Here is a 23167-nt window from a genome sequence, read left to right as displayed (position 1 = left end):
CTATGTCGCGCATCGGCAAGCTCCCCATCCCGGTTCCCGCCGGCGTGGACGTCACCATCGACGGCCGTACGGTCAAGGTCAAGGGCCCCAAGGGCGAACTGACCCACACCGTTGCCGCGCCGATCGACATCGCTAAGGGCGAGGACGGCACCCTCCAGGTGCTCCGCCCGAACGACGAGCGGCAGAGCAAGGCCCTGCACGGCCTGTCCCGCACGCTGGTGGCGAACATGATCACCGGTGTGACCCAGGGATACGTCAAGAAGCTCGAGATCAGCGGTGTCGGTTACCGAGTGACCGCCAAGGGTTCGAACCTGGAGTTCGCTCTCGGTTACAGCCACCCGATCGTTGTCGAGGCCCCCGAGGGCATCGCCTTCAAGGTGGAGTCCCCGACCCGTTTCTCGGTCGAGGGCATCGACAAGCAGAAGGTCGGCGAGGTTGCGGCCAACATCCGCAAGCTGCGCAAGCCTGACCCGTACAAGGCCAAGGGCGTCAAGTACGAGGGCGAAGTCATCCGCCGCAAGGTCGGAAAGGCGGGTAAGTAAGCCATGGCATACGGGCAGAAGATCCTCAAGGGCGACGCCTACAAGCGCGCCGCGATCAAGCGCCGTCACATCCGGATCCGCAAGCGGATCGCGGGTACGGAGGAGCGCCCCCGTCTGGTCGTGACTCGCTCCAACCGCCACATCGTGGCGCAGGTGATCGACGACCTGAAGGGCCACACCCTGGCGTCGGCGTCCACCCTGGACGCCTCGATCCGCGGTGGCGAGGGCGACAAGTCCGCGCAGGCCAAGCAGGTCGGCGCCCTGGTCGCCGAGCGTGCCAAGGCCGCCGGTGTCGAGGCCGTCGTGTTCGACCGTGGTGGCAACCAGTACGCCGGGCGCATCGCCGCCCTGGCGGACGCCGCCCGCGAAGCCGGGCTCAAGTTCTGAGCCGCTTGTAGCTAGCGGAAAGAGAGAGGTAATCCAATGGCTGGACCCCAGCGCCGCGGAAGCGGTGCCGGTGGCGGCGAGCGGCGGGACCGGAAGGGCCGTGACGGCGGCGCTGCTGCCGCCGAGAAGACCGCGTACGTTGAGCGCGTCGTCGCGATCAACCGCGTCGCCAAGGTTGTGAAGGGTGGTCGTCGTTTCAGCTTCACCGCGCTGGTCGTGGTGGGCGACGGTGACGGCACCGTGGGTGTCGGATACGGCAAGGCCAAGGAGGTGCCGGCCGCCATCGCCAAGGGCGTTGAGGAGGCCAAGAAGCACTTCTTCAAGGTCCCCCGGATCCAGGGCACCATCCCGCACCCCATCCAGGGTGAGAAGGCTGCCGGCGTCGTGCTGCTCAAGCCCGCGTCCCCGGGTACCGGTGTTATCGCCGGTGGTCCGGTGCGTGCCGTGCTCGAGTGCGCCGGTATCCACGACGTGCTGTCGAAGTCGCTCGGCTCCGACAACGCCATCAACATCGTGCATGCCACCGTGGAGGCCCTGAAGGGTCTGCAGCGTCCCGAGGAGATCGCGGCCCGCCGTGGTCTGCCGCTCGAGGACGTCGCTCCCGCGGCTCTGCTGCGTGCGCGTGCCGGGGCGGGTGCGTAATCATGGCGCAGCTCAAGATCACGCAGGTCAAGTCCTACATCGGCAGCAAGCAGAACCACCGTGACACTCTGCGGTCGCTTGGTCTCAAGGGGATCAACACCGTGGTCGTCAAGGAGGACCGCCCCGAGTTCCGCGGCATGGTGCAGACCGTCCGCCACCTCGTGACGGTCGAGGAGGTCGACTGATCATGGCGGAGCAGAACCCGCTGAAGATCCACAACCTCCGTCCCGCCCCGGGCGCCAAGACCGCCAAGACCCGTGTGGGTCGTGGTGAGGCGTCGAAGGGTAAGACGGCCGGTCGTGGTACCAAGGGCACCAAGGCCCGCTACCAGGTTCCGGAGCGCTTCGAGGGCGGCCAGATGCCGCTGCACATGCGCCTCCCGAAGCTGAAGGGCTTCAAGAACCCGTTCAAGACCGAGTACCAGGTCGTGAACCTCGACAAGCTGGCCGCGCTCTACCCCGAGGGTGGCGAGGTCACCGTCGAGGGTCTGGTGGCCAAGGGTGCCGTTCGCAAGAACAGCCTCGTCAAGGTCCTCGGCCAGGGCGAGATCTCCGTGGCGCTGCAGGTGACGGTCGACGCCGTCTCCGGCTCCGCCAAGGAGAAGATCACCGCCGCCGGCGGTACGGTCACCGAGCTCGTCTGAGCTAGTTCGTAGTTCCAAGTAGAGCCGCTCCCGCGTTACCGCGGGGGCGGCTCTACTTATTCATGTGGGCAGCGTTTACAGGCCGACCTGTGTCGTATTTTGTGGGCGGCTATTTGTTCACTTCATCTCTGGCGTTGGACAGCCATACCTTCAAGTCTTCCTGAAGCGAAGTGAGAGTCGCTGACTCCTTTGCTATCATGCTTCGCTCGTACTCGGACTGCACTTCGACCACAGTGTCCAGGTAGCGAACCGTCTTCTTGCATTCCATGTCCGCTACCGCAACGGATGTCTGCAGCTTTGTCGGCTTGTTGCCCCTGGACCACCTGCCGTCATTCGCCGCCGCCTGCGGAGAGGCGTAGTGAAAGCCTGCTTTCCGCATGCAGGAAGCCCACTTCTCGTTGACGCCCTTGACCCTTTTATCGTTGTCGGATTTCACGGCCGTGGAGTATCGCATGGCGCTCATCACGGTGTCGATGATCCCATCTGGTGTTGCACTCGCGTCATGGGTAATGGACATGCCCTCGATTTGAATCCGGTGGGGCTTCGTTCCTTTCATGAGGGTCTGGGCGGCGAATGTCGAGCAGCCACCTTTGGGAACGACTTTGTGTTTGTAGCGTCTTAGGCTTCCGTCCAGTAGTCCGCGCTGTGTACGTGTAGCCCGACGACTCCACTCTGTTTTTGATTCGGGTGTCTTGTGGGTGACTTTGTATCCGTCTTTTCGAACCTGGGACAGAGGGAACACCAGGAACTCGGAACGATTCGACTCCTCGTGCTCCATCCGGGGCAGCGGCAGTGGGTGACTCTCATAAGAAAGATCGCGCATGCATCGATTGGTCAGAGATACTTCCGCCGTCCTGATTTGGAAAACTTCCTGCGGGGACGGGAAGTATCTGTCCAGCGGTCGGTTGACGTGTCCCGTCTTCACGTCGATGTTCGCGCGTTCGGGCTGACTGTGCTTCTCCTCTGTGCCCTTCCCTGCTGTCGAGCAGGCGACCAGCGCTGCGGCGAGCGCAAGAGTGCTCATGCTGTACTGAGTGAGATTCTTCATCCGGTTTTCAACTGCCCCCATAAGACGGCTGAGTGCCGGCCCTGAAGGACCGGCACTCGTTCACGGTGTTTGGTTGTCAGCACCAGCTGGAGATCAACAGCGCCACTTGGAGAGGGACGAGGCCTCGTTGTACATCCAGGCGTAGCCACCCGTGAAGTCGAACTTCACTCCCTTGGCGATATGGAAGCTGTAGCCCGTGTAGTCCACGTTCTTCCAGATGGTCCAGCCCTCGCAGTCAGGGCTCGTCCCTGCCTTGACAGAGCTGATGTCATCGCCGATGTAGCCGTGATCGCCACGGAACCAGTACATTCCGTGGAAATTCTTGTGTCCGCCCCTGAGGTCGTAGTAGCCCTCATCCGTCTTTTCGCCGTAGGAGTCGTACACGCACAGTTCTGTCTTCTCGCACTTTCCGTCTCCCGTACGAGCGACGGCAGGTGACGTGAACGTTGCGGCCATAGCGATCCCGGCAACGGCGGTTGCCGCCGCAGTAGCGACCAGACGTACCTTCGCCACAATTCCCCCTTTTCGCTTCAACTATCTATGCGCAATGTGCCTGCGCACGGGTGGGATCAGTTCGAGATTACTGATCGATTTGGTCGCCGGTGATCATAAGATTCATGGGTTGCACATGTCAATCCTTTTTGGCGCGCACGAGTGACAGGGGTTGGCCGAAAATCGGCGGTATCCGAATTGGAATTGTTGAATCCGGCACCCTGTGGCGCGTCCCCCGGGAAGCGCCGTTCACGCCGTGGCAGCAGCGAGTCAAGGCGATCCCGCATGGAATCAACTGCAGAGGGGGCAGGCGCACGAGGATGCGAAGCGGGATCCGGTGACCGGAGCAGGAGGTTCTAGAACCGGCGGCCCGGCTCGCGGCGGGGCCATGACGCAGTCGCCGCCGTTGAAGTCGGCGGCAGGCTCGCCGCCGCAGCGGCGGTGACGGCCGCCGGAGGAGACGTGTGGTCGAAGGTGCCGTGAGATGCGAAGGGGCGACGGCTCACCTCTGACGGGCCATCGGTCGGCGTTCCGGCGGAGCCCTGATATAGGTAGGCTGTGGCGACTGGCATCCAGCGCTGTCTTGGCATGCCGTAACCTCGTTCCACAGGTCATCAACCCGAAATTAGTCGTCACCTCACGCGCATACGCGGGGGTCGCAGGAGGCACCGTGCTCACCGCGTTCGCCCGGGCGTTCAAGACGCCCGACCTGCGCAAGAAGCTGCTGTTCACGCTGGGCATCATCGTGGTCTACCGGGTCGGTACCCACATCCCGATCCCGGGCGTCAACTACAGGAACGTTCAGCAGTGCGTCCGCGAGGCCTCCGGTAACCAGGGCCTCTTCGGGCTGGTCAACATGTTCAGCGGTGGTGCGCTGCTGCAGATCACGATCTTCGCGCTCGGGATCATGCCGTACATCACGGCCAGCATCATTCTGCAGTTGCTGACGGTCGTGATCCCGCGCCTCGAAGCGCTCAAGAAGGAGGGGCAGGCCGGCACTGCCAAGATCACGCAGTACACCCGCTACCTGACCGTGGCGCTGGCCATCCTGCAGGGCACTGGTTTGGTGGCAACCGCTCGCAGTGGTGCCCTGTTCGGCACCTGCTCGGTGGCGAGCCAGATCGTCCCGGACCAGGCGATCTTCACGACGATCACGATGGTCATCTGCATGACCGCCGGTACGGCCGTCGTGATGTGGCTCGGTGAGCTGATCACCGACCGCGGCATCGGCAACGGCATGTCGATCCTGATGTTCATCTCGATCGCCGCGACCTTCCCGTCCGCGCTGTGGGCCATCAAGAAGCAGGGCACGCTGGCCGGCGGCTGGATCGAGTTCGGCACCGTCATCGCCGTGGGCCTGGTCATGGTCGCGCTCGTCGTCTTCGTGGAGCAGGCCCAGCGCCGCATCCCGGTGCAGTACGCGAAGCGCATGATCGGCCGGCGTTCCTACGGTGGTACGTCCACGTACATCCCGCTCAAGGTGAACCAGGCGGGTGTGATTCCCGTCATCTTCGCCTCCTCGCTGCTCTACATCCCGGCGCTCGTGGCGCAGTTCTCGGGGGGTAAGTCGGGCTGGAAGACGTGGATCGAGGCGAACCTCACCAAGGGCGACCACCCGATTTACATCACTTCGTACTTCTTGCTCATCGTTTTCTTCGCGTTCTTCTACGTGGCGATCTCCTTCAACCCCGAGGAAGTCGCCGACAACATGAAGAAGTATGGTGGCTTCATCCCGGGCATCCGGGCTGGCCGACCGACCGCTGAGTACCTCAGCTACGTGCTCAACCGGATCACCTGGCCGGGTTCGCTGTACCTGGGTCTGATCGCTCTCGTACCGACAATGGCGTTGGTGGGCTTCAACGCGAGCCAGAACTTCCCGTTCGGCGGGACCAGCATCCTCATCATCGTGGGTGTCGGCCTGGAGACGGTGAAGCAGATCGAGAGCCAGCTCCAGCAGCGCAATTACGAAGGGTTCCTCCGCTGATGCGTATCGTCCTCGTCGGGCCGCCGGGTGCCGGTAAGGGAACGCAGGCCGTCCGGCTCGCAGAGAAGCTGGCCATCCCGCACATCTCCACGGGCGACCTGTTCCGGGCCAACATCAGCCGGCAGACGGAGCTGGGCAAGCTCGCGAAGTCCTACATGGACGCCGGCAACCTCGTCCCGGACCAGGTGACCATCGCGATGGCCAAGGATCGGATGGAGCAGCCGGACGCGGAGAACGGCTTCCTGCTGGACGGCTTCCCGCGCAACGTCTCGCAGGCCGAGGCCCTGGACGAGCTGCTCCGGACCGAGGGCATCACGCTGGACGCCGTCCTGGACCTCGAGGTACCCGAGGACGAGGTCGTCAAGCGGATCGCCGGCCGGCGTATCTGCCGCAACGACTCCTCGCACGTCTTCCACGAGTCGTACAACGCGCCGAAGCAGGAGGGCGTGTGCGACGTCTGCGGCGGTGAGCTGTACCAGCGCGACGACGACCGCGAGGAGACCGTCCGCACCCGGCTGGAGGTCTACCACACGCAGACCGAGCCGATCATCGACTACTACAAGGCACAGGGCCTGGTCGTGACGATCTCCTCCCTGGGCCCGGTGGCCGAGATCACCGAGCGGGCGCTCGAGGCCCTCAAGCGCGAGAAGGCCGGGAAGTAGATTCCGGCCCTTCCGGCCGCGGTGCCCTCCCGGGTGCCGCGGCCGTACTGTTGTACAGGTATCCCAGTCGACGTGAGTGACGGAGAGCGCAGGCCCCCCATGGTCCAGATCAAGACCCCCGAGCAGATCGCGAAGATGCGGGCGGCGGGCCTGGTGGTGGCCGCCATCCACGCGGCCACGCGTGAAGCCGCGGTGCCGGGTGCGACCACCAAGGACCTGGACGAGGTGGCCCGCAAGGTCCTCGCCGAGCACGGTGCGAAGTCGAACTTCCTGGGCTACGGCGGCTTCCCCGCGACGATCTGCACCTCGGTCAACGACGTGGTCGTCCACGGCATCCCCTCCGACGACGTCGTCCTCAAGGACGGCGACATCATCTCCATCGACTGCGGCGCGATCGTCGACGGCTGGCACGGTGACGCCGCCTACACGGCCTTCGTGGGCTCCGGCCACGCTCCGGAGCTGGTCGAGCTGTCCCGGGTGACGGAAGAGTCCATGTGGGCCGGCATCGCGGCCATGAAGCTGGGCAACCGCCTGGTCGACATCTCGCGGGCGATCGAGACCTACATCCGCCGCCAGCCGAAGCCGGGCGGCGGCAAGTACGGGATCATCGAGGACTACGGCGGCCACGGCATCGGCACCGAGATGCACATGGACCCGCACCTGCTGAACTACGTCGACCGCCGCCGAGGCAAGGGCCCCAAGCTGGTCCCGGGCTTCTGCCTCGCGATCGAGCCGATGGTGTCCCTGGGCACCCCGCGCACCGAGGTCCTGTCGGACGACTGGACGGTCATCACGACCGACGGCACCTGGTCCTCCCACTGGGAGCACTCGGTCGCCCTCACGGCGGAGGGCCCCCTGGTCCTGACGGCCCCCGACGGCGGCAGGGCCAAGCTCGCCGAGTACGGCGTCACGACCGCCCCCGACCCTCTGGCATGACCGTCACCGGCATGGGGCAGACTTCCTCGATTCGCCTTTCCGGGAGCGGCGACGTAGACTGACTCGTCGGCTCTCGTGCACCCGCATGTCCGCATGCACCCGTAAGGGAAGCGGGAGAGTCGATCAAGGTAGTCGATTCGAAGGGCGAAGCGTGGCCAAGAAGCAAGGTGCCATCGAGATCGAGGGCACTGTCGTCGAGTCTCTGCCGAACGCCATGTTCAAGGTCGAGCTCCAGAACGGCCACCAGGTCCTGGCACACATCAGCGGCAAGATGCGTATGCACTACATCCGCATCCTCCCTGACGACCGGGTCGTGGTGGAGCTGTCTCCGTACGACCTGACGCGTGGCCGGATCGTCTACCGGTACAAGTAGATCTTGCCCGCGCCCCGGGCCCGCCCGGAGCGATGGCACTGACCCGGAGAACCTCACCCCATGAAGGTCAAGCCGAGCGTCAAGAAGATCTGCGACAAGTGCAGGGTGATCCGCCGTCACGGCCGGGTCATGGTCATCTGCGACAACCCGCGCCACAAGCAGCGCCAGGGCTGACGCACGACCATCTCCCTCTGCACCTCTATCGCAGAGTTTTCGCGCGACGCGAGCTGAATATGTTCATACGCAGGACCCGAGCCGCCCGATACGGCTCGACACCCCCGGTTCGGAGGCCGGGGACCCGGTTCGTACCTGGTACGGCGGCCGGGAGCCGGTTCTGCGGAAGACCTCCGAAGATTCACCAGGAGCCATTGAATGGCACGCGTTTCCGGTGTTGACATCCCGCGCGAAAAGCGCGTGGAGGTCGCCCTCACCTACGTGTTCGGCATCGGCCGGACCCTCTCGAAGGAGACGCTGGCTGCGACCGGCGTCGACCCGAACACCCGCGTCCGCGACCTCTCCGAGGAGCAGCTCGTCGCGATCCGCGAGTACGTCGACAACAACATCAAGACCGAGGGTGACCTCCGTCGCGAGATCCAGGCCGACATCCGCCGCAAGGTCGAGATCGGTTGCTACCAGGGTCTCCGTCACCGTCGCGGTCTGCCCGTCCGCGGTCAGCGCACCAGCACCAACGCCCGCACCCGCAAGGGCCCGCGTCGCGCCATCGCCGGCAAGAAGAAGCCGGGCAAGAAGTAGTCCGCAGCGGACACCTGTCCACGGTCTTCGCTGTAGGACCGACCACCTCCCGTAGGAGTTAGTAGATGCCCCCCAAGGGACGTCAGGGCGCTGCCAAGAAGGTGCGCCGCAAGGAAAAGAAGAACGTCGCTCACGGCCACGCGCACATCAAGAGCACGTTCAACAACACGATCGTCTCGATCACGGACCCGTCCGGCAACGTGATCTCCTGGGCCTCCGCCGGCCACGTCGGCTTCAAGGGCTCCCGGAAGTCCACGCCGTTCGCCGCGCAGATGGCCGCCGAGTCGGCTGCCCGCCGCGCCCAGGAGCACGGCATGCGCAAGGTCGACGTGTTCGTGAAGGGTCCGGGTTCCGGTCGTGAGACCGCGATCCGCTCCCTGCAGGCCACGGGCCTCGAGGTCGGCTCCATCCAGGACGTCACCCCGACCCCGCACAACGGCTGCCGTCCGCCGAAGCGTCGTCGCGTCTGACCCGCTTCAGCTGCGGTTTCCGGGCGGTACGTCCCCTACGGGTCGTGCCGCCCGTACCCTTGCAGTACCCGCACTTTTCACGGGTGCGGTTTCCGTCGGACGTCAAATAGCGGGCGTCCACGAAAGAAGGATCTGATCCACACATGCTGATCGCTCAGCGTCCCTCGTTGACCGAAGAGGTCGTCGACGAGTTCCGCTCCCGGTTCGTGATCGAGCCGCTGGAGCCGGGCTTCGGCTACACCCTCGGCAACTCCCTCCGCCGCACCCTCCTGTCCTCGATCCCCGGTGCCGCTGTCACCAGCATCCGGATCGACGGCGTGCTGCACGAGTTCACCACCGTGCCGGGCGTCAAGGAGGACGTCACCGACCTGATCCTCAACATCAAGCAGCTGGTCGTCTCCTCGGAGCACGACGAGCCGGTCGTGATGTACCTGCGCAAGCAGGGCCCGGGTCTGGTCACCGCCGCCGACATCGCGCCCCCGGCCGGTGTCGAGGTGCACAACCCCGACCTGGTCCTCGCCACGCTCAACGGCAAGGGCAAGCTGGAGATGGAGCTGACCGTCGAGCGCGGTCGCGGTTACGTCTCCGCCGTGCAGAACAAGCAGGTGGGCCAGGAGATCGGCCGTATCCCGGTCGACTCCATCTACTCGCCGGTGCTCAAGGTCACGTACAAGGTCGAGGCGACCCGTGTCGAGCAGCGCACCGACTTCGACAAGCTGATCGTCGACGTCGAGACCAAGCAGGCGATGCGTCCGCGTGACGCCATGGCCTCCGCCGGTAAGACCCTGGTCGAGCTGTTCGGTCTCGCCCGCGAGCTGAACATCGACGCCGAGGGTATCGACATGGGTCCGTCCCCGACGGACGCGGCGCTGGCGGCCGACCTCGCGCTCCCGATCGAGGAGCTCGAGCTGACCGTCCGCTCCTACAACTGCCTCAAGCGTGAGGGCATCCACTCCGTGGGTGAGCTGGTCGCGCGCTCCGAGGCCGACCTCCTCGACATTCGCAACTTCGGTGCGAAGTCCATCGACGAGGTCAAGGCGAAGCTGGCCGGCATGGGCCTGGCCCTGAAGGACAGCCCGCCCGGATTCGACCCGACCGCCGCTGCGGACGCCTTCGGCGCCGACGACGACGCGGACGCCGGGTTCGTCGAGACCGAGCAGTACTAAGAGCTCGGGCCTTCCGGTCCGTACTCGGGTGCGGGTGCGCTGTGCTTGATCGCGCAGTTCCCCGCGCCCCTTCCGGGGCGCCCCTTCGGGGACACCCCGGATCTCCGACAGGCGACCGCCTGCTCGGATACTGACCCCGGTACCTGATACGGCCGGGGCAGACACACAGGAGAAGAACCATGCCGAAGCCCACCAAGGGTGCCCGTCTGGGCGGCAGCGCCGCGCACGAGAAGCTGCTCCTCGCGAACCTGGCGAAGAGCCTCTTCGAGCACGGCCGTATCACCACCACCGAGGCGAAGGCCCGCCGCCTGCGCCCGTACGCCGAGCGTCTGGTCACCAAGGCGAAGAAGGGCGACCTTCACAACCGCCGCCAGGTGCTCCAGGTCATCACGGACAAGAGTGTCGTCCACACGCTCTTCACCGAGATCGGCCCGCGTTACGAGAACCGTCCGGGTGGTTACACCCGCATCACCAAGATCGGTAACCGCCGTGGCGACAACGCGCCCATGGCCGTCATCGAGCTGGTCGAGGCGCTGACGGTGCAGCAGAACGCCGTGGGTGAGGCCGAGGCCGCCACCAAGCGTGCGGTCAAGGAGGCCGAGGAGGCCAAGGCTGCGGAGACCACCGAGGCGCCGGCCGAGGAGGCCGCTGCCGAGGAGTCGAAGGACGCCTGAGGCTCTGCCTGACGCGACAAGCGGGTTCGCCCTTCGGGGCGGGCCCGCTTTCGCGTCTTTTCCAAGGGCACGGCCCTGAGAGGATTTCTGCGTGAGTGACGAAGTACAGCCCGGGTACGTCCGTGTCCGCCTCGACATCTCCTACGACGGCACCGACTTCCATGGCTGGGCCAAGCAGGCCGGCGGCAAGCGGACCGTGCAGGGCGAGATCGAGGACGCCCTGCGCACGGTGACGCGGTCGCGGGAGACGTTCGAGCTGACCGTCGCCGGGCGGACCGACGCCGGGGTGCACGCGCGCGGGCAGGTGGCGCACGTGGACCTGCCCGAGGGGGTCTGGCGGGAGCACAACCAGAAGCTGCTGAAGCGGCTCGCCGGGCGGTTGCCGAAGGACGTGCGGGTGTGGGCCCTCAGGCCGGCCCCGAGCGGCTTCAACGCCCGTTTCTCCGCCGTCTGGCGCCGGTACGCCTACCGGGTCACCGACAACCCCGGCGGTGTCGACCCGATCCTGCGCAACCACGTCCTGTGGCACGACTGGCCGCTCGACGTGGACGCCATGAACGAGGCCGCGCGGGCACTGCTCGGGGAGCACGACTTCGCCGCCTACTGCAAGCGGCGGGAGGGCGCGACCACCATCCGCACGCTCCAGGAGCTGAGCCTGGTGCGGGGGGACGACGGGATCATCACCGCGACCGTCCGCGCGGACGCGTTCTGTCACAACATGGTGCGCTCGCTGATCGGCGCGCTGCTGTTCGTCGGGGACGGGCACCGGGGCCCGGAGTGGCCCGGAAAGGTGCTGGCCGTGGGGGTGCGCGACTCCGCCGTGCACGTCGTACGCCCGCACGGGCTGACCCTGGAGGAGGTCGGCTACCCGGCCGACGAGCTGCTGGCGGCCCGGAACAAGGAGGCGCGGAACAAGCGCTCGCTTCCCGGGGCGGGCTGCGCGACCTGCTAGGGGGCTTCGTTTGGATCAGCCCGGGTCCGCGACGCCCGGCACGGCACCTCGCCGCGTTGTCGGACCACCCGAGTACGCCCAGTACGCGGGTGATCCTCCGCCTTGCGATGCACCGCACCATGCGCCGCGGCCTGATCCGACCTGATCCAAACGAAACCCCCTAGACGCGGTGCCTGCGCCGCGCACCCGTCCCGAGGCGGCGGTGGTGCCGGTGCGGCTTCGGTCGAAGCGGCACCGGCCCGGCTACCGGGCGGCGGCGGAGGCCTGGGCCTGACCGCGGCGGTGGATCTGGTTGACGGTGAACTGGGCCAGGTCGTCGCCGGTGCCGAAGACCTTCGTGTCCGTCTTCGTCACGTCCTTGCCGTTGAAGAAGCCGGCGATGGTGAAGTAGGCGTAGCGGCCGTAGGCGTTTCTCGTCGAGCGGCAGAACGCCCCGTCGCAGAACGGCTTGACGCCCTTGCCGAACAGCGAGCGCACGATGCTTCTGTCGTTGGTCTGGGCCTTGGCCTTCGCGGCCTGCGCCGCGTTGTCGAAGACCGCGACGCCCACGGTTACCCCGACGCCGCCGTTGGTGTAGGTGACACGCATGAGGCGGGTGCAGCCGTTGGCGGTGAGGATCTTGGGCAGGGTGCCGCTGGCCGCCGAGGCGCAGGAGGTGGTGTCGGCGGTGGTGCCCTTCTTGTACACCGTCTCGCCCATGGTCAGCTGGGTGCCCGGGAAGAGCGTCTCCGGACTGAGCGGAGCGGTGTCCTTCTTGGCGCTGGAGATGAAGTCCTTGGGGTCCAGCGGCGGCGGCGCGCTGGTCGGTGCGAAGGACGGCGTCGCGGTGGCGGACCCGGGAATGGAGGCGCTGGCGGGAAGATTGCTGGGGCCTGCCTCCGGGTCACCGCCGTTCGCGGAGACGACGGCCATGGCGACCGCCGTGCCTATCGCGATCGTGGCGAGCGCGCCGCCGGCTATGAACAGCAGCTTGCGGCGCTTGTTCCGCGTCTCCGATGCCTCGGCGAGCGCGGCCCAGTCCGGAGTTCCGTCGTCGGCTGCGCTGTTCCATGGCTGCTGGGATTGCGGTTTCCAGGGATCCCACTGAGACTGGGGTCCCCCCTGCCCGTTACTCATGGGGCGCATCTTAGACGGGGGGCCGGTGGTGTGGAGTCCGTCAGTCGGCCTGCCTCGTTTTGACCCGTCCGGGGGCTGCCCGGTAACCTACTTCTTCGTTGTGTATTGGCTTGCTCATTCTCACGGGACGGGCCCTTACACCGGTCCACCGGGCCGATGACCAGCGATCAGCACGCGGTTTGCGTCACCGCAGTGCGGTCAAGGCTGTCGTGATCGTTTCGGTGACCTTGTTTAGGACCATTCACTCGAAGCGAAGGCTACGAACCGTGCGTACGTACAGCCCCAAGCCCGGCGATGTGACGCGCCAGTGGCACGTCATCGACGCTCAGGACGTTGTCCTGGGCCGTCTCGCCACCACCGCTGCGACCCTCCTCCGGGGCAAGCACAAGCCGATCTACGCTCCGCACGTCGACGCTGGTGACTTCGTCATCATCATCAACGCCGACAAGGTGCACCTGTCCGGCAACAAGCGGACCCAGAAGATGGCGTACCGCCACTCCGGCTACCCGGGTGGTCTGCGCTCCGTCCGCTACGACGAGCTGCTCGACAAGAACCCCGAGAAGGCCATTGAGAAGGCCGTCAAGGGCATGCTCCCCAAGAACACTCTGGGCCGTCAGATGCTCTCGAAGCTGAAGGTCTACAAGGGTGACCAGCACCCGCACGCTGCCCAGCAGCCGGTGCCGTTCGAGATCACCCAGGTCGCGCAGTAAGTCCGGCCACCCCCTAAGACTGAAGAGAATCTGAGGAGAATCGTGGCCGAGACCACTGCCGAGCAGCCGCTCGAAGAGCTTGACATCGACAGCTACACCACCGAGTCCGAGGTCCCCGTCGAGGGTGAGTACACCTCGGAGTCCCTGGCCTCCCGCTTCGGCGAGCCCCAGCCGGCCGCCGGCCTGGGCCGCCGCAAGAACGCCATCGCCCGCGTCCGGATCGTTCCGGGCACCGGCAAGTGGAAGATCAACGGTCGCACCCTCGAGGACTACTTCCCGAACAAGGTGCACCAGCAGGAAGTCAACGAGCCGTTCAAGGTTCTGGAGCTCGAGGGCCGTTACGACGTCATCGCCCGCATCGCGGGTGGCGGTGTCTCCGGTCAGGCCGGTGCGCTCCGTCTCGGTGTCGCCCGTGCGCTGAACGAGGCCGACGTCGACAACAACCGCGGCCCGCTGAAGAAGGCCGGCTTCCTCAAGCGCGACGACCGTGCGGTCGAGCGCAAGAAGGCCGGTCTGAAGAAGGCCCGCAAGGCTCCGCAGTACAGCAAGCGCTAAGCTTCGCTGCCTGCTCGTACGTGGTACGGGCTTCGGCCCCGCGTACTCCGAACGCCCCGGCGGCACGCCACATGTGCCGTCGGGGCGTTCGTTTATCCCAGCCAAGGGCGTATAACGACACAAGACGCTCAGAGGCTTGTGTGATCGGATGCCGGAGCGCCTGACACCCGACGCGGCGCCTGTCCGCTTCCGACATCGAACGCTTCCTCAGGAGGACAAGTGGGACGACTCTTCGGCACGGACGGCGTGCGCGGTGTCGCCAACGCGGATCTGACGGCCGAGATGGCGCTCGGCCTCTCCGTCGCCGCGGCGCATGTGCTGGCCGAGGCGGGCACCTTCGAGGGCCACAAGCCGACGGCAGTGGTCGGGCGGGACCCGCGCGCGTCCGGGGAGTTCCTGGAGGCTGCGGTGGTGGCCGGCCTGGCCAGCGCGGGCGTGGACGTCCTGAGCGTCGGCGTGCTGCCGACGCCCGCGGTGGCGCACCTCACCGGCGCGCTCGGTGCCGACCTGGGTGTGATGCTCTCCGCCAGCCACAACGCCATGCCGGACAACGGCATCAAGTTCTTCGCCCGCGGCGGCCACAAACTCGCCGACGAGCTGGAGGACAGGATCGAGGCGGTGTACGAGTCGCACCGGCACGGCGAGCCGTGGCAGCGGCCCACGGGCGCCGGCGTGGGCCGGGTCCGCTCGTACGACGAGGGCTTCGAGCAGTACATCGCCCACCTGCTAACGGTGCTCCCCAACCGGCTCGACGGGCTGAAGATCGTTCTGGACGAAGCGCACGGCGCGGCCTCGGGGGTTTCGCCGGAGGTGTTCGCCCGGGCCGGTGCCCAGATCGTCACGATCGGTGCCGAGCCGGACGGGCTCAACATCAACGACGGCTGCGGCTCGACGCACCTCGACAAGCTGAAGGCCGCGGTCGTCGAGCACGGCGCGGACTTCGGCATTGCGCACGACGGCGACGCCGACCGCTGCCTGGCCGTGGACCACACCGGCGAGGAGGTCGACGGCGACCAGATCCTCTGCGTGCTCGCGCTGGCCATGCGGGAGCACTCCACGCTGCGGTCCGACACCGTGGTCGCCACCGTGATGTCCAACCTCGGCTTCAAGCTGGCGATGGAGCGGGCGGGCATCCGGCTGGTGCAGACCGCCGTCGGCGACCGGTATGTGCTGGAGGAGATGAAGGAGCACGGCTACGCCCTCGGCGGCGAGCAGTCCGGGCACGTGATCATCCTCGACCACGCGACCACGGGTGACGGCACGCTGACCGGGCTGCTGCTGGCGGCGCGGGTCGCCGAGACCGGGCGTACGTTGCGGGAGCTGGCGTCCGTCATGGAGCGGCTGCCGCAGGTGCTCATCAACGTGCCGGACGTGGACAAGTCCCGGGTGAAGACGTCCGCCGACCTCGCCGCCGCCGTCGCCGAGGCGGAGAAGGAGCTGGGGTCGACGGGGCGGGTGCTGCTGCGGCCCTCCGGAACCGAGCCGCTGGTGCGGGTCATGGTCGAGGCCGCGGACATCGATCAGGCTCGGTCGGTGGCCGGGCGGCTGGCCGATGCGGTGAAGTCGGCCCTGGGATAGGTCCGGGTCCGGGGCGGGGGGAACCGTGCGTCGCGGGCCGCGGGTGGTACGTGGTTGATCGCGCAGTTCCCCGCGCCCCTTTCAGGGGCGTGGTCGCCGGCGCTTCCAGAAGTACTTATGGGTGAGCAGGGTGAGCGTTCCGGCGAGGATGATGCCGAGCAGGTTCAGCAGCAGCTGTTCCGAGGAACGCAGGGTCTGGTTGGTGTCGCTGTAGATCAGTGCCACGGCGGCGTTGGCGGCCGCGGGGACGGTCGTCACGGAGATGGCGACACCCACCAGGGCGCCGGACTTGGCGGACGTCAGGGACAGCGTGCCGGCGATCCCCGCGAGCACGGCCACGACGAACGAGAACCAGTCCGGGGCGTAGATGAACCCGGTGTTGGGCCGGTCGGCCTCCAGCTGTGCCTTGCTGAACAGGCCGACCGTATCCATCAGCAGGCTGAATGCCGAGGTCAGCGCCATGGCCACCGCGAAGCCGACCAGCAGGGCGATCAGTGAACGCCACGCCAGGCGCGGATGGCGCTGCACCAGGGCCGTGCAGATGCCCGCCAGCGGGCCGAACTCCGGACCCACCGCCATCGCGCCCACGATCAGGATGGCGTTGTCCAGGACGACACCGCAGGCCGCGATCATCGTCGCCAGAGTGATGAAGGCGACATAGGTGACCGACAGCGTCGACTCCTCGTGGGTGGCGTCGGTCAGGCCCTCCCACAGCACCGCGTCCGCGCCCTCGCCCGGCGCCTCCTCCTCGGCCTTGTCGGCCCGCCGGGACAGCGACAGACCGATGTCCTCGACGGCGATCGAGCCGGTCTCGTCCAGGGCCAGGTGACGCAGACCGCTGATGAGTTCGTCACCCGCCTCGCGGGCCACGTCGCACAGGACGAGGTCTCCGGCGGGGTTGCGGGCGGCGCCGGGCAGGACGACGAGGTGGGTGGTACCGACCGTCTTCTCGATCAGTCGGACCACCTCGTCGGTCTGCTCCGCCGGGGTGATCAGGCGCAGATGCAGCATGGCGCCCATCTAACAGGGGCGGCTACAGCTTGCGCAGCCTGAGTCGCTGGACCTTGTGGTCGGGGCCCTTGCGCAGGATGAGCGTGGCGCGGCCGCGGGTCGGGGCGATGTTCTCGACCAGGTTCGGCTTGTTGATGGTCCGCCACAGTGTGCGGGCGTAGTCCACGGCCTCCTCCTCGGAGACCTGGGTGTACTTGCGGAAGTACGAGTTCGGGTTCTGGAAGGCCGTCTGGCGGAGCTTCCTGAAGCGGTTGAGGTACCAGCTCTCGATGTCGTCGGCGCTGGCGTCGACGTACACGCTGAAGTCGAAGTAGTCGGCGAGACCGACCCGGGTGCGGCCGTCCTTGCCGGGCAGGGCGGGCTGGAGGACGTTCAGGCCCTCCACGATCAGGATGTCCGGGCGGCGGACGGTGAGCTTCTCGCCCGGCACGATGTCGTAGATGAGGTGGGAGTAGACCGGCGCGGACACCTCGCCCTTGCCGGCCTTGATGTCGGCGACGAATCGGGTGAGGGCCCGGCGGTCGTAGGACTCGGGGAATCCTTTCCGCGACATCAGGCCGCGGGCCTCCAGCTCCCGGGTGGGCAGCAGGAAGCCGTCCGTCGTGACCAGCTCCACCCGCGGGTGCTCGGGCCAGCGGGAGAGCAGGGCCTGGAGGAGGCGGGAGACGGTGGACTTGCCGCAGGCCACCGAGCCGGCGACACCTATCACGAACGGGGTGCCGGACTGGGAGCCCTTCTCCCCGAGGAAGGTGTTCAGCGCCCCTCTCAGGCCGTCCGTGGCGCCGACGTAGAGGTTGAGGAGCCGGGAGAGCGGGAGGTAGATGTCCCGCACCTCGTCCAGGTCGATGACGTCGCCGAGGCCGCGGAGCTTCTCCACCTCCTCGGCGGTGAGCGGCAGCGGCGTCTTGTCGCGCAGCGCGCTCCACTCGGCGCGGGTGAGGTCGACGTAGGGAGTCGCCTCCGGCCTGTGCCGGTTGGCGCTCCGGGGCATCGAGGAGACCGGTGAGATCACAGTCCATTGTTAACGGAGTTTGAACGGCTCGGCGGGTGGGGTCCGTCACGCGCGAACTCCGGCCACCGGCTGCGTACGACGGTGGTAATTTCCGATTCCGGGCAGGCGGCAGCGGTTTTCGACCGGTTGTGGCCCGTAGGCTGCCGCTCATGTGCGGAATTGTGGGATACGTAGGGTCGCAGTCGGCGCTCGATGTCGTGATGGCCGGGCTGAAGCGGCTGGAGTACCGGGGGTACGACTCGGCGGGCGTCGCCATGCTCGCGGACGGCGGGCTGGCCGCGGCGAAGAAGGCCGGGAAGCTGGTCAACCTGGAGAAGGAGCTGGTCGAGCGGCCGCTGCCGACAGGCTCGACCGGTATCGGCCACACCCGCTGGGCCACGCACGGTGGTCCCACGGACGCCAACGCGCACCCGCACCTGGACAACGCCGGCCGGGTCGCGGTGGTCCACAACGGCATCATCGAGAACTTCGCGGTGTTGCGCGCGGAGCTGGCCGAGCGGGGGCACGAGCTGACCTCCGAGACGGACACGGAGGTCGTCGCCCACCTGCTGGCCGAGGAGTTCTCCTCCTGTGCCGACCTCGCGGAGGCGATGCGGCTGGTGTGCCGCCGGCTGGAGGGCGCGTTCACGCTGGTCGCGGTGCACGCCGACGAGCCGGACGTGGTGGTCGGCGCGCGCCGGAACTCGCCGCTGGTGGTGGGCGTCGGTGAGGGTGAGGCGTTCCTGGCCTCCGACGTCGCCGCGTTCATCGCCCACACGCGCTCCGCGATCGAGCTGGGCCAGGACCAGGTGGTGGAGCTGCGCCGCGACGGCGTGACGGTGACGGGCTTCGACGGCCGCCCGGCCGAGGTCCGCTCGTACCACGTGGACTGGGACGCCTCGGCGGCCGAGAAGGGGGGCTATGACTACTTCATGCTCAAGGAGATCGCCGAGCAGCCCAAGGCGGTCGCCGACACGCTGCTCGGGCGGATCGACCCGTCCGGCTCGCTGACCCTGGACGAGGTGCGGATCAGCCCCTCCGAGCTGCGCGAGATCGACAAGGTCGTCATCGTCGCCTGCGGTACGGCCTTCCACGCGGGCCTGATCGCCAAGTACGCCATCGAGCACTGGACGCGGATCCCGTGCGAGGTGGAGCTGGCGAGCGAGTTCCGCTACCGCGACCCGATCCTGGACGGACGGTCGCTGGTGATCGCCATCTCCCAGTCCGGCGAGACCATGGACACGCTCATGGCGCTCCGGCACGCCCGGGAGCAGGGTTCCAAGGTGCTGGCGATCTGTAACACCAACGGCTCGACGATCCCCCGCGAGTCGGACGCGGTGCTGTACACGCACGCCGGTCCCGAGGTCGCCGTCGCCTCCACCAAGGCGTTCCTCACCCAGCTGGTCGCCTGCTATCTGGTCGCCCTCTACCTGGGCCAGGTCCGCGGCACCAAGTGGGGCGACGAGATCCTGGCGGTCATCAAGGACCTGTCCCGGATCTCGGTGGAGGTCGAGCGGGTCCTGGAGACCATGGAGCCGGTACGGGCGCTGGCGCGGACGCTGGCGTCGAAGAACACGGTGCTGTTCCTCGGCCGGCACGTGGGCTACCCGGTGGCTCTCGAAGGCGCGCTGAAGCTGAAGGAACTGGCGTACATGCATGCCGAGGGCTTCGCCGCAGGCGAGCTGAAGCACGGTCCGATCGCGCTGATCGAGGAGGACCTGCCGGTGGTCGTCGTCGTACCGTCCCCGCGCGGCCGGTCGGTCCTGCACGACAAGATCGTCTCCAACATCCAGGAGATCCGCGCGCGGGGTGCGCGCACGATCGTGATCGCGGAGGAGGGTGACGAGACGGTCGTGCCCTACGCCGACCACCTCATCCGCATCCCGGCGACCCCGACCCTGCTCCAGCCCCTGGTGGCGACGGTGCCGCTCCAGGTCTTCGCCTGCGAGCTGGCGACGGCCCGGGGCAACGAGGTGGACCAGCCGCGGAACCTGGCGAAGTCCGTGACGGTGGAGTGAGTGGGAAAGGGGCGAACGGCCGGGTGCCGTTCGCCCCTTGAGCAGCCGGCCGGCCGGTCGACTACCAGTTGATGCAGGTCTTCGGGACCCAGCCGGTCTTCTTGTCGCCGCCGTAGTACCACAGGTTGCTCTTCTTGCCGCAGGCCGTGTACGAGCCGCCCTTGAAGGCCTTGCCGTCGTTGCAGACCGTGCCCTTCTTGCCCTTGCCCCAGATGCCGACGGCCGTGGCGGTCGTCTTCGGCGAGGTGCGGACGTTGACGGTCTCCTTGGCCTTGACGTTGATGATCGCCTTGCTGCAGTCCCTCGGCAGGGAAGCGGCGGAGGCGGTGCCCGCGGTGGCGACGGCGCCGGTGAGGGCGGTACCGATGAGGGCCGTGGTGGTGAGCGCGGTGCCCAGAGACTTCAACTTCACAGCTGTGTCCTCCCGTTACGTGCAAGGTGCCCCGTGAGAACGGCGCACCGGTCACGGGGAAGGCTACGGGGAGCGGGGGCTTGTCGTGATCTCGGGGCGCCCGGGGCCGGTGCTCAGTGGACGGAGAAGCCGCCGTCCACGTGGATCGACTGGCCCGTGACATAGGCGGAGGCGCGGCTCGCCAGGAAGACCGCCGCGCCCGCGAAGTCCTCGGCGAGGCCGTTCCGCCCGATCATCGTGCGTGCGGCCAGGGCCGCCACCCGCTCGGGGTCGGACGACAGCCGCGTGTTGAGCGGGGTCATCACGAAACCCGGAACGAGGGTGTTGCAGGTGACGCCGTGCGGCGACCACGCCTCGGCCTGCGAGCGGGCCAGGGACTCCAGCGCCCCCTTCGAGACGCCGTAGGCGCCGCTCTGCACGAAGGCGCGGTGCGCCTGCTGGGAGGTGATGTGGATGATCCGGCCGAAGCCCCGCTCGGCCATGCCGGGCCCGAACCGCTGCCCCAGCAGGAAGGGGGCCTCCAGGTTCACCGCCATGGTGGTGTCCCACACGTCCTCGCCCAACTCACCCAGCGGCGGTCGCAGGTTGATGCCGGCGGAGTTGACGAGGATGTCGGGCTCTCCGAAGACGGCCGCCGCCTCCTCGGCCGCCGTGCGCACCCCGTCACGGGTGCTCAGATCCCCGTTCACCCAGCCGGCTCGGCAGCCCTCGGCCGTCAACTCGTCCACGGTGGCCGCCAGTTCCTCCTTCCGGCGGGCCACGACCACCACCCTCGCGCCGGCCCGCGCCAGCGCCCCGGCGATGGCCCGCCCGATACCGGAACTTCCCCCGGTGACCACCGCTGTACGGCCGTCCAGCGAGAAGAGATCGGAGAGATACGCAGGTGAGGAGGTCATGCCGGAAGCGTAGGCGACGTGGTGTCGCCGGAACCCAGCTCCCCGGGGTCGTAGGGTGCTGGGCATGAGCATCATCGGGGTGGGCATCGACGTCGCCGAGATCGACCGGTTCCGGGCGTCCCTGGAGCGGACGCCCGGGCTGGCCGACCGGCTGTTCGTGGAGCGCGAGCTGCTGCTGCCCAGCGGGGACCGGCGGGGCATCGCCTCGCTGGCGGTCCGGTTCGCCGCCAAGGAGGCGCTGGCGAAGGCGCTGGGAGCGCCGCCCGGGCTCCAGTGGACCGATGCCGAGGTGTACGTGGAGGACAGCGGGCAGCCGCGGCTGCGGGTGAAGGGGACCGTGGCCGCGCGGGCCGCGGAGCTGGGCGTGCGGTCCTGGCATGTGTCGCTCAGTCATGACGCGGGCGTGGCCTCGGCCGTGGTGGTCGCCGAGGGCTGACCGTCCCGGGGCCCGACGGCGAGCGGCGGTGTGCCCGGTGAGGAGCAGGACCGCCGCCGGGGCGACAACCGGGTGCGTGGGGCTCGCGGTTCCGGGGGAGACTCGACCGCATGCGTACTGCGTACAGCGTGGAGACGGTAAGGGCGGCCGAGCGGGCGTTGATGGCGCGGCTGCCGGAGGGTGCGCTGATGCAGCAGGCCGCCGCGGGGCTGGCCGCCGCCTGCGCCGAACTGCTCGGACGGGTGTACGGCAGCCGGGTGGTGCTGCTCGTCGGCAGCGGCGACAACGGCGGCGACGCCCTCTACGCCGGGGCCCGGCTGGCCCGGCGCGGTGCCGGGGTGACGGCCCTGCTGCTGACGCCCGAACGGGCGCACGGCGGGGGGCTGCGTGCCCTGCGCCGGGCGGGCGGCACGGTCGCCGCCGCGGGCTCGGCCGGGGAGCTGATCCGGCGCGCCGACCTGGTCGTGGACGGGATCGTCGGGATCGGGGGCAAGGGCGGGCTGCGGCCGGACGCCGAGCGGCTCGCCGGGCTGGTGGCCGCCTCCCGGGCCGCCGTCGTGGCGGTGGACCTGCCCAGTGGCGTCGACGCGGACACCGGGGAGGTGCGGGGGGCCGCGCTGCGGGCCGACCTGACCGTCACCTTCGGCACGTACAAGCCGGGACTGCTGATCGATCCCGCGCGGGAGTATGCCGGGGTCGTACGGCTCGTCGACATCGGCCTGGAGCCGCCGGCCGGGGCGGCCGAGCTGGAGGCCCTGCAGCACGCCGACGTGGCACGGCTGTTGCCGGTGCCCATGGCGGAGAGCGACAAGTACCGGCGCGGGGTCGTCGGGATCGCCGCGGGGTCGGCGCGGTATCCGGGGGCCGCTGTGCTCGCCGTGTCGGGGGCGCTGCGGGGCGGGGCGGGCGCCGTGCGCTACGTCGGGCCGGCCGCGGAGGCGGTCATCGCCCGCTTCCCCGAGACCCTCGTCTCCGACGCCGGGCCCGCGAAGGCCGGGCGGGTGCAGGCATGGGTGGTCGGGCCGGGCGCCGGGGACGACGCGGTGACCGTCGCCGAGGTGCTGGAGACGGACGTGCCGGTGCTGCTCGACGCGGACGGGCTGCGGCTGGCCGAGCGGGACGCGGTGCGGGGGCGTGCGGCGCCGACGCTGATGACTCCGCACGCCGGGGAGGCCGCCGCGCTGCTGGGGGTACGGCGGGAGGAGGTCGAGGCGGCCCGGCTGGCCGCGGTGCGGGAGCTGGCGGCGGTGTACCGGGCGACGGTGCTGCTGAAGGGCTCGACGACGCTGGTGGCCGGCTTCGAGGGCGGGGCGGTGCGGGTGAACCCCACAGGGACGCCGTGGCTGGCCACGGCGGGCAGCGGGGATGTGCTGTCCGGGCTCGCCGGGTCCTTGCTGGCGGCGGGGCTGGGGGCGGTGGACGCGGGGAGTGCGGCCGCGTATCTGCATGGGCTGGCGGGGAGGTTCGCGGCCGCGGGGGCGCCGGTGGGGGCGCATGACGTGGCGTCACGCATCGGGGAGGCGTGGAGGGACGTACGAGGGTGAGGGCGCCGGGCAGGCGTACGCCGCCGGGGGCTGAGCACCCCTGAGGGCGCGGGGCCGGTTCGGTGTGCGGCCACCGCAGCGTCGGCGTCCGCAGCCCGGTGACGGCCGTACCGGCAACGGTGGGACCGCCCCTCGCACCACCACTGCGCCCCCCGGCCCACGCGTCCGTCCGCTTC

At 68.3% G+C, this 23167-nt stretch carries 28 protein-coding genes; 21 read left to right on the top strand and 7 right to left on the bottom strand.

The features are described 5' to 3' along the window. Positions 1-2: 2 nt before the first annotated feature. Genes rplF through rplO form a run of 5 tightly spaced genes read left to right on the top strand, consistent with a single transcriptional unit; the run spans position 3 to position 2214 of the window. Positions 3-542 (top strand): 50S ribosomal protein L6, encoded by a 540-nt coding sequence (rplF, locus tag ACZ7DL_RS02750; protein WP_470770868.1) that lies wholly within the window; start codon positions 3-5, stop codon positions 540-542. A 3-nt stretch (positions 543-545) separates the two neighbouring features. Continuing rightward, entirely contained in the window at positions 546-929 is a 384-nt protein-coding gene (gene rplR, locus ACZ7DL_RS02745) for a 50S ribosomal protein L18 (RefSeq protein ID WP_470770866.1), read from the top strand. A 36-nt stretch (positions 930-965) separates the two neighbouring features. Further along, positions 966-1571: a 30S ribosomal protein S5 gene (rpsE, locus tag ACZ7DL_RS02740; protein ID WP_019753099.1), complete on the top strand. Its 606-nt coding sequence runs from the start codon at positions 966-968 to the stop codon at positions 1569-1571. Positions 1572-1573: 2 nt separating this feature from the next. Then, the gene (gene rpmD / locus ACZ7DL_RS02735) at positions 1574-1756 is read left to right on the top strand and encodes a 50S ribosomal protein L30 (RefSeq protein WP_470770865.1); all 183 of its coding nucleotides are present in this window, start codon (positions 1574-1576) and stop codon (positions 1754-1756) included. A gap of 2 nt (positions 1757-1758) precedes the next feature. After that, on the top strand, positions 1759-2214 hold the full coding sequence (gene rplO, locus ACZ7DL_RS02730; protein ID WP_014674382.1) for a 50S ribosomal protein L15: 456 nt from the start codon (positions 1759-1761) through the stop codon (positions 2212-2214). 109 nt (positions 2215-2323) lie between these two features. Here the strand turns inward: rplO and ACZ7DL_RS02725 are convergent, their stop codons facing one another. Both ACZ7DL_RS02725 and ACZ7DL_RS02720 read right to left on the bottom strand, forming a co-directional pair. Then, positions 2324-3262, bottom strand: a complete 939-nt coding sequence (locus ACZ7DL_RS02725; protein ID WP_470770862.1) for a hypothetical protein — start codon at positions 3260-3262, stop codon at positions 2324-2326. A 93-nt stretch (positions 3263-3355) separates the two neighbouring features. After that, positions 3356-3775: a hypothetical protein gene (locus ACZ7DL_RS02720; protein ID WP_470770861.1), complete on the bottom strand. Its 420-nt coding sequence runs from the start codon at positions 3773-3775 to the stop codon at positions 3356-3358. A 649-nt stretch (positions 3776-4424) separates the two neighbouring features. Here ACZ7DL_RS02720 and secY point away from each other — a divergent pair. The 10 genes from secY (at position 4425) to truA (ending at position 11724) form a co-directional block, all read left to right on the top strand. Beyond that, positions 4425-5738, top strand: coding sequence for a preprotein translocase subunit SecY (secY, locus tag ACZ7DL_RS02715; protein ID WP_470770859.1), 1314 nt, complete (start codon positions 4425-4427; stop codon positions 5736-5738). Then, on the top strand, positions 5738-6400 hold the full coding sequence (locus tag ACZ7DL_RS02710) for an adenylate kinase (RefSeq protein ID WP_470770857.1): 663 nt from the start codon (positions 5738-5740) through the stop codon (positions 6398-6400). The genes secY and ACZ7DL_RS02710 overlap by 1 nt, the downstream gene beginning before the upstream one ends. Positions 6401-6499: 99 nt before the next feature. Next, positions 6500-7336: a type I methionyl aminopeptidase gene (map, locus tag ACZ7DL_RS02705; protein WP_470771199.1), complete on the top strand. Its 837-nt coding sequence runs from the start codon at positions 6500-6502 to the stop codon at positions 7334-7336. A gap of 151 nt (positions 7337-7487) precedes the next feature. Then, positions 7488-7709 (top strand): translation initiation factor IF-1, encoded by a 222-nt coding sequence (gene infA / locus ACZ7DL_RS02700; protein WP_003948620.1) that lies wholly within the window; start codon positions 7488-7490, stop codon positions 7707-7709. Between the two features lie 60 nt (positions 7710-7769). Further along, the gene (gene rpmJ, locus ACZ7DL_RS02695) at positions 7770-7883 is read left to right on the top strand and encodes a 50S ribosomal protein L36 (RefSeq protein WP_003974245.1); all 114 of its coding nucleotides are present in this window, start codon (positions 7770-7772) and stop codon (positions 7881-7883) included. Positions 7884-8081: 198 nt separating this feature from the next. Continuing rightward, complete coding sequence (gene rpsM, locus ACZ7DL_RS02690) at positions 8082-8462, top strand: 30S ribosomal protein S13 (RefSeq protein WP_009300593.1); 381 nt, start codon at positions 8082-8084, stop codon at positions 8460-8462. Positions 8463-8527: 65 nt separating this feature from the next. Further along, positions 8528-8932 carry a 30S ribosomal protein S11 gene (gene rpsK, locus ACZ7DL_RS02685; RefSeq protein WP_003956432.1) on the top strand — a complete coding sequence of 135 codons (405 nt, stop codon included), beginning with the start codon at positions 8528-8530 and terminating at the stop codon, positions 8930-8932. A gap of 143 nt (positions 8933-9075) precedes the next feature. Further along, positions 9076-10098, top strand: a complete 1023-nt coding sequence (locus ACZ7DL_RS02680; RefSeq protein WP_003966937.1) for a DNA-directed RNA polymerase subunit alpha — start codon at positions 9076-9078, stop codon at positions 10096-10098. A gap of 179 nt (positions 10099-10277) precedes the next feature. Continuing rightward, positions 10278-10772: a 50S ribosomal protein L17 gene (rplQ, locus tag ACZ7DL_RS02675; RefSeq protein ID WP_470770856.1), complete on the top strand. Its 495-nt coding sequence runs from the start codon at positions 10278-10280 to the stop codon at positions 10770-10772. 91 nt (positions 10773-10863) lie between these two features. Continuing rightward, positions 10864-11724, top strand: coding sequence for a tRNA pseudouridine(38-40) synthase TruA (truA, locus tag ACZ7DL_RS02670; protein ID WP_470770855.1), 861 nt, complete (start codon positions 10864-10866; stop codon positions 11722-11724). A 243-nt stretch (positions 11725-11967) separates the two neighbouring features. Here truA and ACZ7DL_RS02665 read toward each other — a convergent pair whose 3' ends face one another. After that, a complete protein-coding gene (locus ACZ7DL_RS02665) occupies positions 11968-12840 on the bottom strand; it encodes a hypothetical protein (protein ID WP_470770854.1) in 873 nt (290 codons plus the stop codon). A 266-nt stretch (positions 12841-13106) separates the two neighbouring features. On the opposite strand from ACZ7DL_RS02665, the gene rplM reads away from it, so the two are divergent. The 3 genes from rplM (at position 13107) to glmM (ending at position 15683) form a co-directional block, all read left to right on the top strand. Then, entirely contained in the window at positions 13107-13550 is a 444-nt protein-coding gene (rplM, locus tag ACZ7DL_RS02660; protein ID WP_030345455.1) for a 50S ribosomal protein L13, read from the top strand. A gap of 42 nt (positions 13551-13592) precedes the next feature. Continuing rightward, the gene (gene rpsI / locus ACZ7DL_RS02655; RefSeq protein WP_103812805.1) at positions 13593-14105 is read left to right on the top strand and encodes a 30S ribosomal protein S9; all 513 of its coding nucleotides are present in this window, start codon (positions 13593-13595) and stop codon (positions 14103-14105) included. Positions 14106-14324: 219 nt separating this feature from the next. Further along, positions 14325-15683 (top strand): phosphoglucosamine mutase, encoded by a 1359-nt coding sequence (gene glmM, locus ACZ7DL_RS02650; RefSeq protein WP_470770853.1) that lies wholly within the window; start codon positions 14325-14327, stop codon positions 15681-15683. A gap of 81 nt (positions 15684-15764) precedes the next feature. On the opposite strand, the gene ACZ7DL_RS02645 is transcribed toward glmM, so the two are convergent. Both ACZ7DL_RS02645 and coaA read right to left on the bottom strand, forming a co-directional pair. Then, entirely contained in the window at positions 15765-16694 is a 930-nt protein-coding gene (locus ACZ7DL_RS02645; RefSeq protein ID WP_470770852.1) for a DUF389 domain-containing protein, read from the bottom strand. Between the two features lie 22 nt (positions 16695-16716). Then, complete coding sequence (gene coaA, locus ACZ7DL_RS02640) at positions 16717-17685, bottom strand: type I pantothenate kinase (protein WP_470771197.1); 969 nt, start codon at positions 17683-17685, stop codon at positions 16717-16719. Positions 17686-17855: 170 nt separating this feature from the next. Here coaA and glmS point away from each other — a divergent pair, with 170 nt between their 5' ends. Beyond that, positions 17856-19703 carry a glutamine--fructose-6-phosphate transaminase (isomerizing) gene (glmS, locus tag ACZ7DL_RS02635; RefSeq protein WP_470770851.1) on the top strand — a complete coding sequence of 616 codons (1848 nt, stop codon included), beginning with the start codon at positions 17856-17858 and terminating at the stop codon, positions 19701-19703. Between the two features lie 61 nt (positions 19704-19764). Here the strand turns inward: glmS and ACZ7DL_RS02630 are convergent, their stop codons facing one another. Together ACZ7DL_RS02630 and ACZ7DL_RS02625 are read right to left on the bottom strand one after the other, a co-directional pair. Beyond that, positions 19765-20115 carry a hypothetical protein gene (locus ACZ7DL_RS02630; protein ID WP_470770850.1) on the bottom strand — a complete coding sequence of 117 codons (351 nt, stop codon included), beginning with the start codon at positions 20113-20115 and terminating at the stop codon, positions 19765-19767. Positions 20116-20228: 113 nt separating this feature from the next. Continuing rightward, positions 20229-21011, bottom strand: coding sequence for an SDR family NAD(P)-dependent oxidoreductase (locus ACZ7DL_RS02625; RefSeq protein WP_470770849.1), 783 nt, complete (start codon positions 21009-21011; stop codon positions 20229-20231). A 64-nt stretch (positions 21012-21075) separates the two neighbouring features. Between ACZ7DL_RS02625 and ACZ7DL_RS02620 the strand changes: the two genes are divergently transcribed. Beyond that, complete coding sequence (locus tag ACZ7DL_RS02620; RefSeq protein ID WP_470770847.1) at positions 21076-21447, top strand: holo-ACP synthase; 372 nt, start codon at positions 21076-21078, stop codon at positions 21445-21447. 110 nt (positions 21448-21557) lie between these two features. Then, complete coding sequence (locus ACZ7DL_RS02615; RefSeq protein WP_470770846.1) at positions 21558-22991, top strand: NAD(P)H-hydrate dehydratase; 1434 nt, start codon at positions 21558-21560, stop codon at positions 22989-22991. Positions 22992-23167: the final 176 nt, after the last annotated feature.

It is taken from the genome of Streptomyces sp. NPDC036984 (assembly GCF_055607665.1).
The sequence above is the reverse complement of the archived record's forward strand: the minus strand, read 5'-3'. Positions and strand labels throughout refer to the sequence as shown.

Excerpts from the sequence above, each read along its gene's own strand:
- rplO (WP_014674382.1), top strand. The coding sequence starts at position 1,759 with ATGGCGGAGCAGAACCCGCTGAAGATCCACAACCTCCGTCCCGCCCCG.
- glmS (WP_470770851.1), top strand. The coding sequence starts at position 17,856 with ATGTGCGGAATTGTGGGATACGTAGGGTCGCAGTCGGCGCTCGATGTC.
- ACZ7DL_RS02615 (WP_470770846.1), top strand. The coding sequence starts at position 21,558 with ATGCGTACTGCGTACAGCGTGGAGACGGTAAGGGCGGCCGAGCGGGCG.
- ACZ7DL_RS02725 (WP_470770862.1), bottom strand. The coding sequence starts at position 3,262 with ATGAAGAATCTCACTCAGTACAGCATGAGCACTCTTGCGCTCGCCGCA.
- ACZ7DL_RS02645 (WP_470770852.1), bottom strand. The coding sequence starts at position 16,694 with ATGCTGCATCTGCGCCTGATCACCCCGGCGGAGCAGACCGACGAGGTG.
- rpsE (WP_019753099.1), top strand. The coding sequence starts at position 966 with ATGGCTGGACCCCAGCGCCGCGGAAGCGGTGCCGGTGGCGGCGAGCGG.
- map (WP_470771199.1), top strand. The coding sequence starts at position 6,500 with ATGGTCCAGATCAAGACCCCCGAGCAGATCGCGAAGATGCGGGCGGCG.
- ACZ7DL_RS02620 (WP_470770847.1), top strand. The coding sequence starts at position 21,076 with ATGAGCATCATCGGGGTGGGCATCGACGTCGCCGAGATCGACCGGTTC.
- rpsK (WP_003956432.1), top strand. The coding sequence starts at position 8,528 with ATGCCCCCCAAGGGACGTCAGGGCGCTGCCAAGAAGGTGCGCCGCAAG.
- ACZ7DL_RS02625 (WP_470770849.1), bottom strand. The coding sequence starts at position 21,011 with ATGACCTCCTCACCTGCGTATCTCTCCGATCTCTTCTCGCTGGACGGC.
- rplQ (WP_470770856.1), top strand. The coding sequence starts at position 10,278 with ATGCCGAAGCCCACCAAGGGTGCCCGTCTGGGCGGCAGCGCCGCGCAC.
- rpsM (WP_009300593.1), top strand. The coding sequence starts at position 8,082 with ATGGCACGCGTTTCCGGTGTTGACATCCCGCGCGAAAAGCGCGTGGAG.
- rplF (WP_470770868.1), top strand. The coding sequence starts at position 3 with ATGTCGCGCATCGGCAAGCTCCCCATCCCGGTTCCCGCCGGCGTGGAC.
- ACZ7DL_RS02710 (WP_470770857.1), top strand. The coding sequence starts at position 5,738 with ATGCGTATCGTCCTCGTCGGGCCGCCGGGTGCCGGTAAGGGAACGCAG.
- rpmD (WP_470770865.1), top strand. The coding sequence starts at position 1,574 with ATGGCGCAGCTCAAGATCACGCAGGTCAAGTCCTACATCGGCAGCAAG.
- coaA (WP_470771197.1), bottom strand. The coding sequence starts at position 17,685 with ATGCCCCGGAGCGCCAACCGGCACAGGCCGGAGGCGACTCCCTACGTC.
- ACZ7DL_RS02680 (WP_003966937.1), top strand. The coding sequence starts at position 9,076 with ATGCTGATCGCTCAGCGTCCCTCGTTGACCGAAGAGGTCGTCGACGAG.
- rpmJ (WP_003974245.1), top strand. The coding sequence starts at position 7,770 with ATGAAGGTCAAGCCGAGCGTCAAGAAGATCTGCGACAAGTGCAGGGTG.
- rplR (WP_470770866.1), top strand. The coding sequence starts at position 546 with ATGGCATACGGGCAGAAGATCCTCAAGGGCGACGCCTACAAGCGCGCC.
- ACZ7DL_RS02665 (WP_470770854.1), bottom strand. The coding sequence starts at position 12,840 with ATGAGTAACGGGCAGGGGGGACCCCAGTCTCAGTGGGATCCCTGGAAA.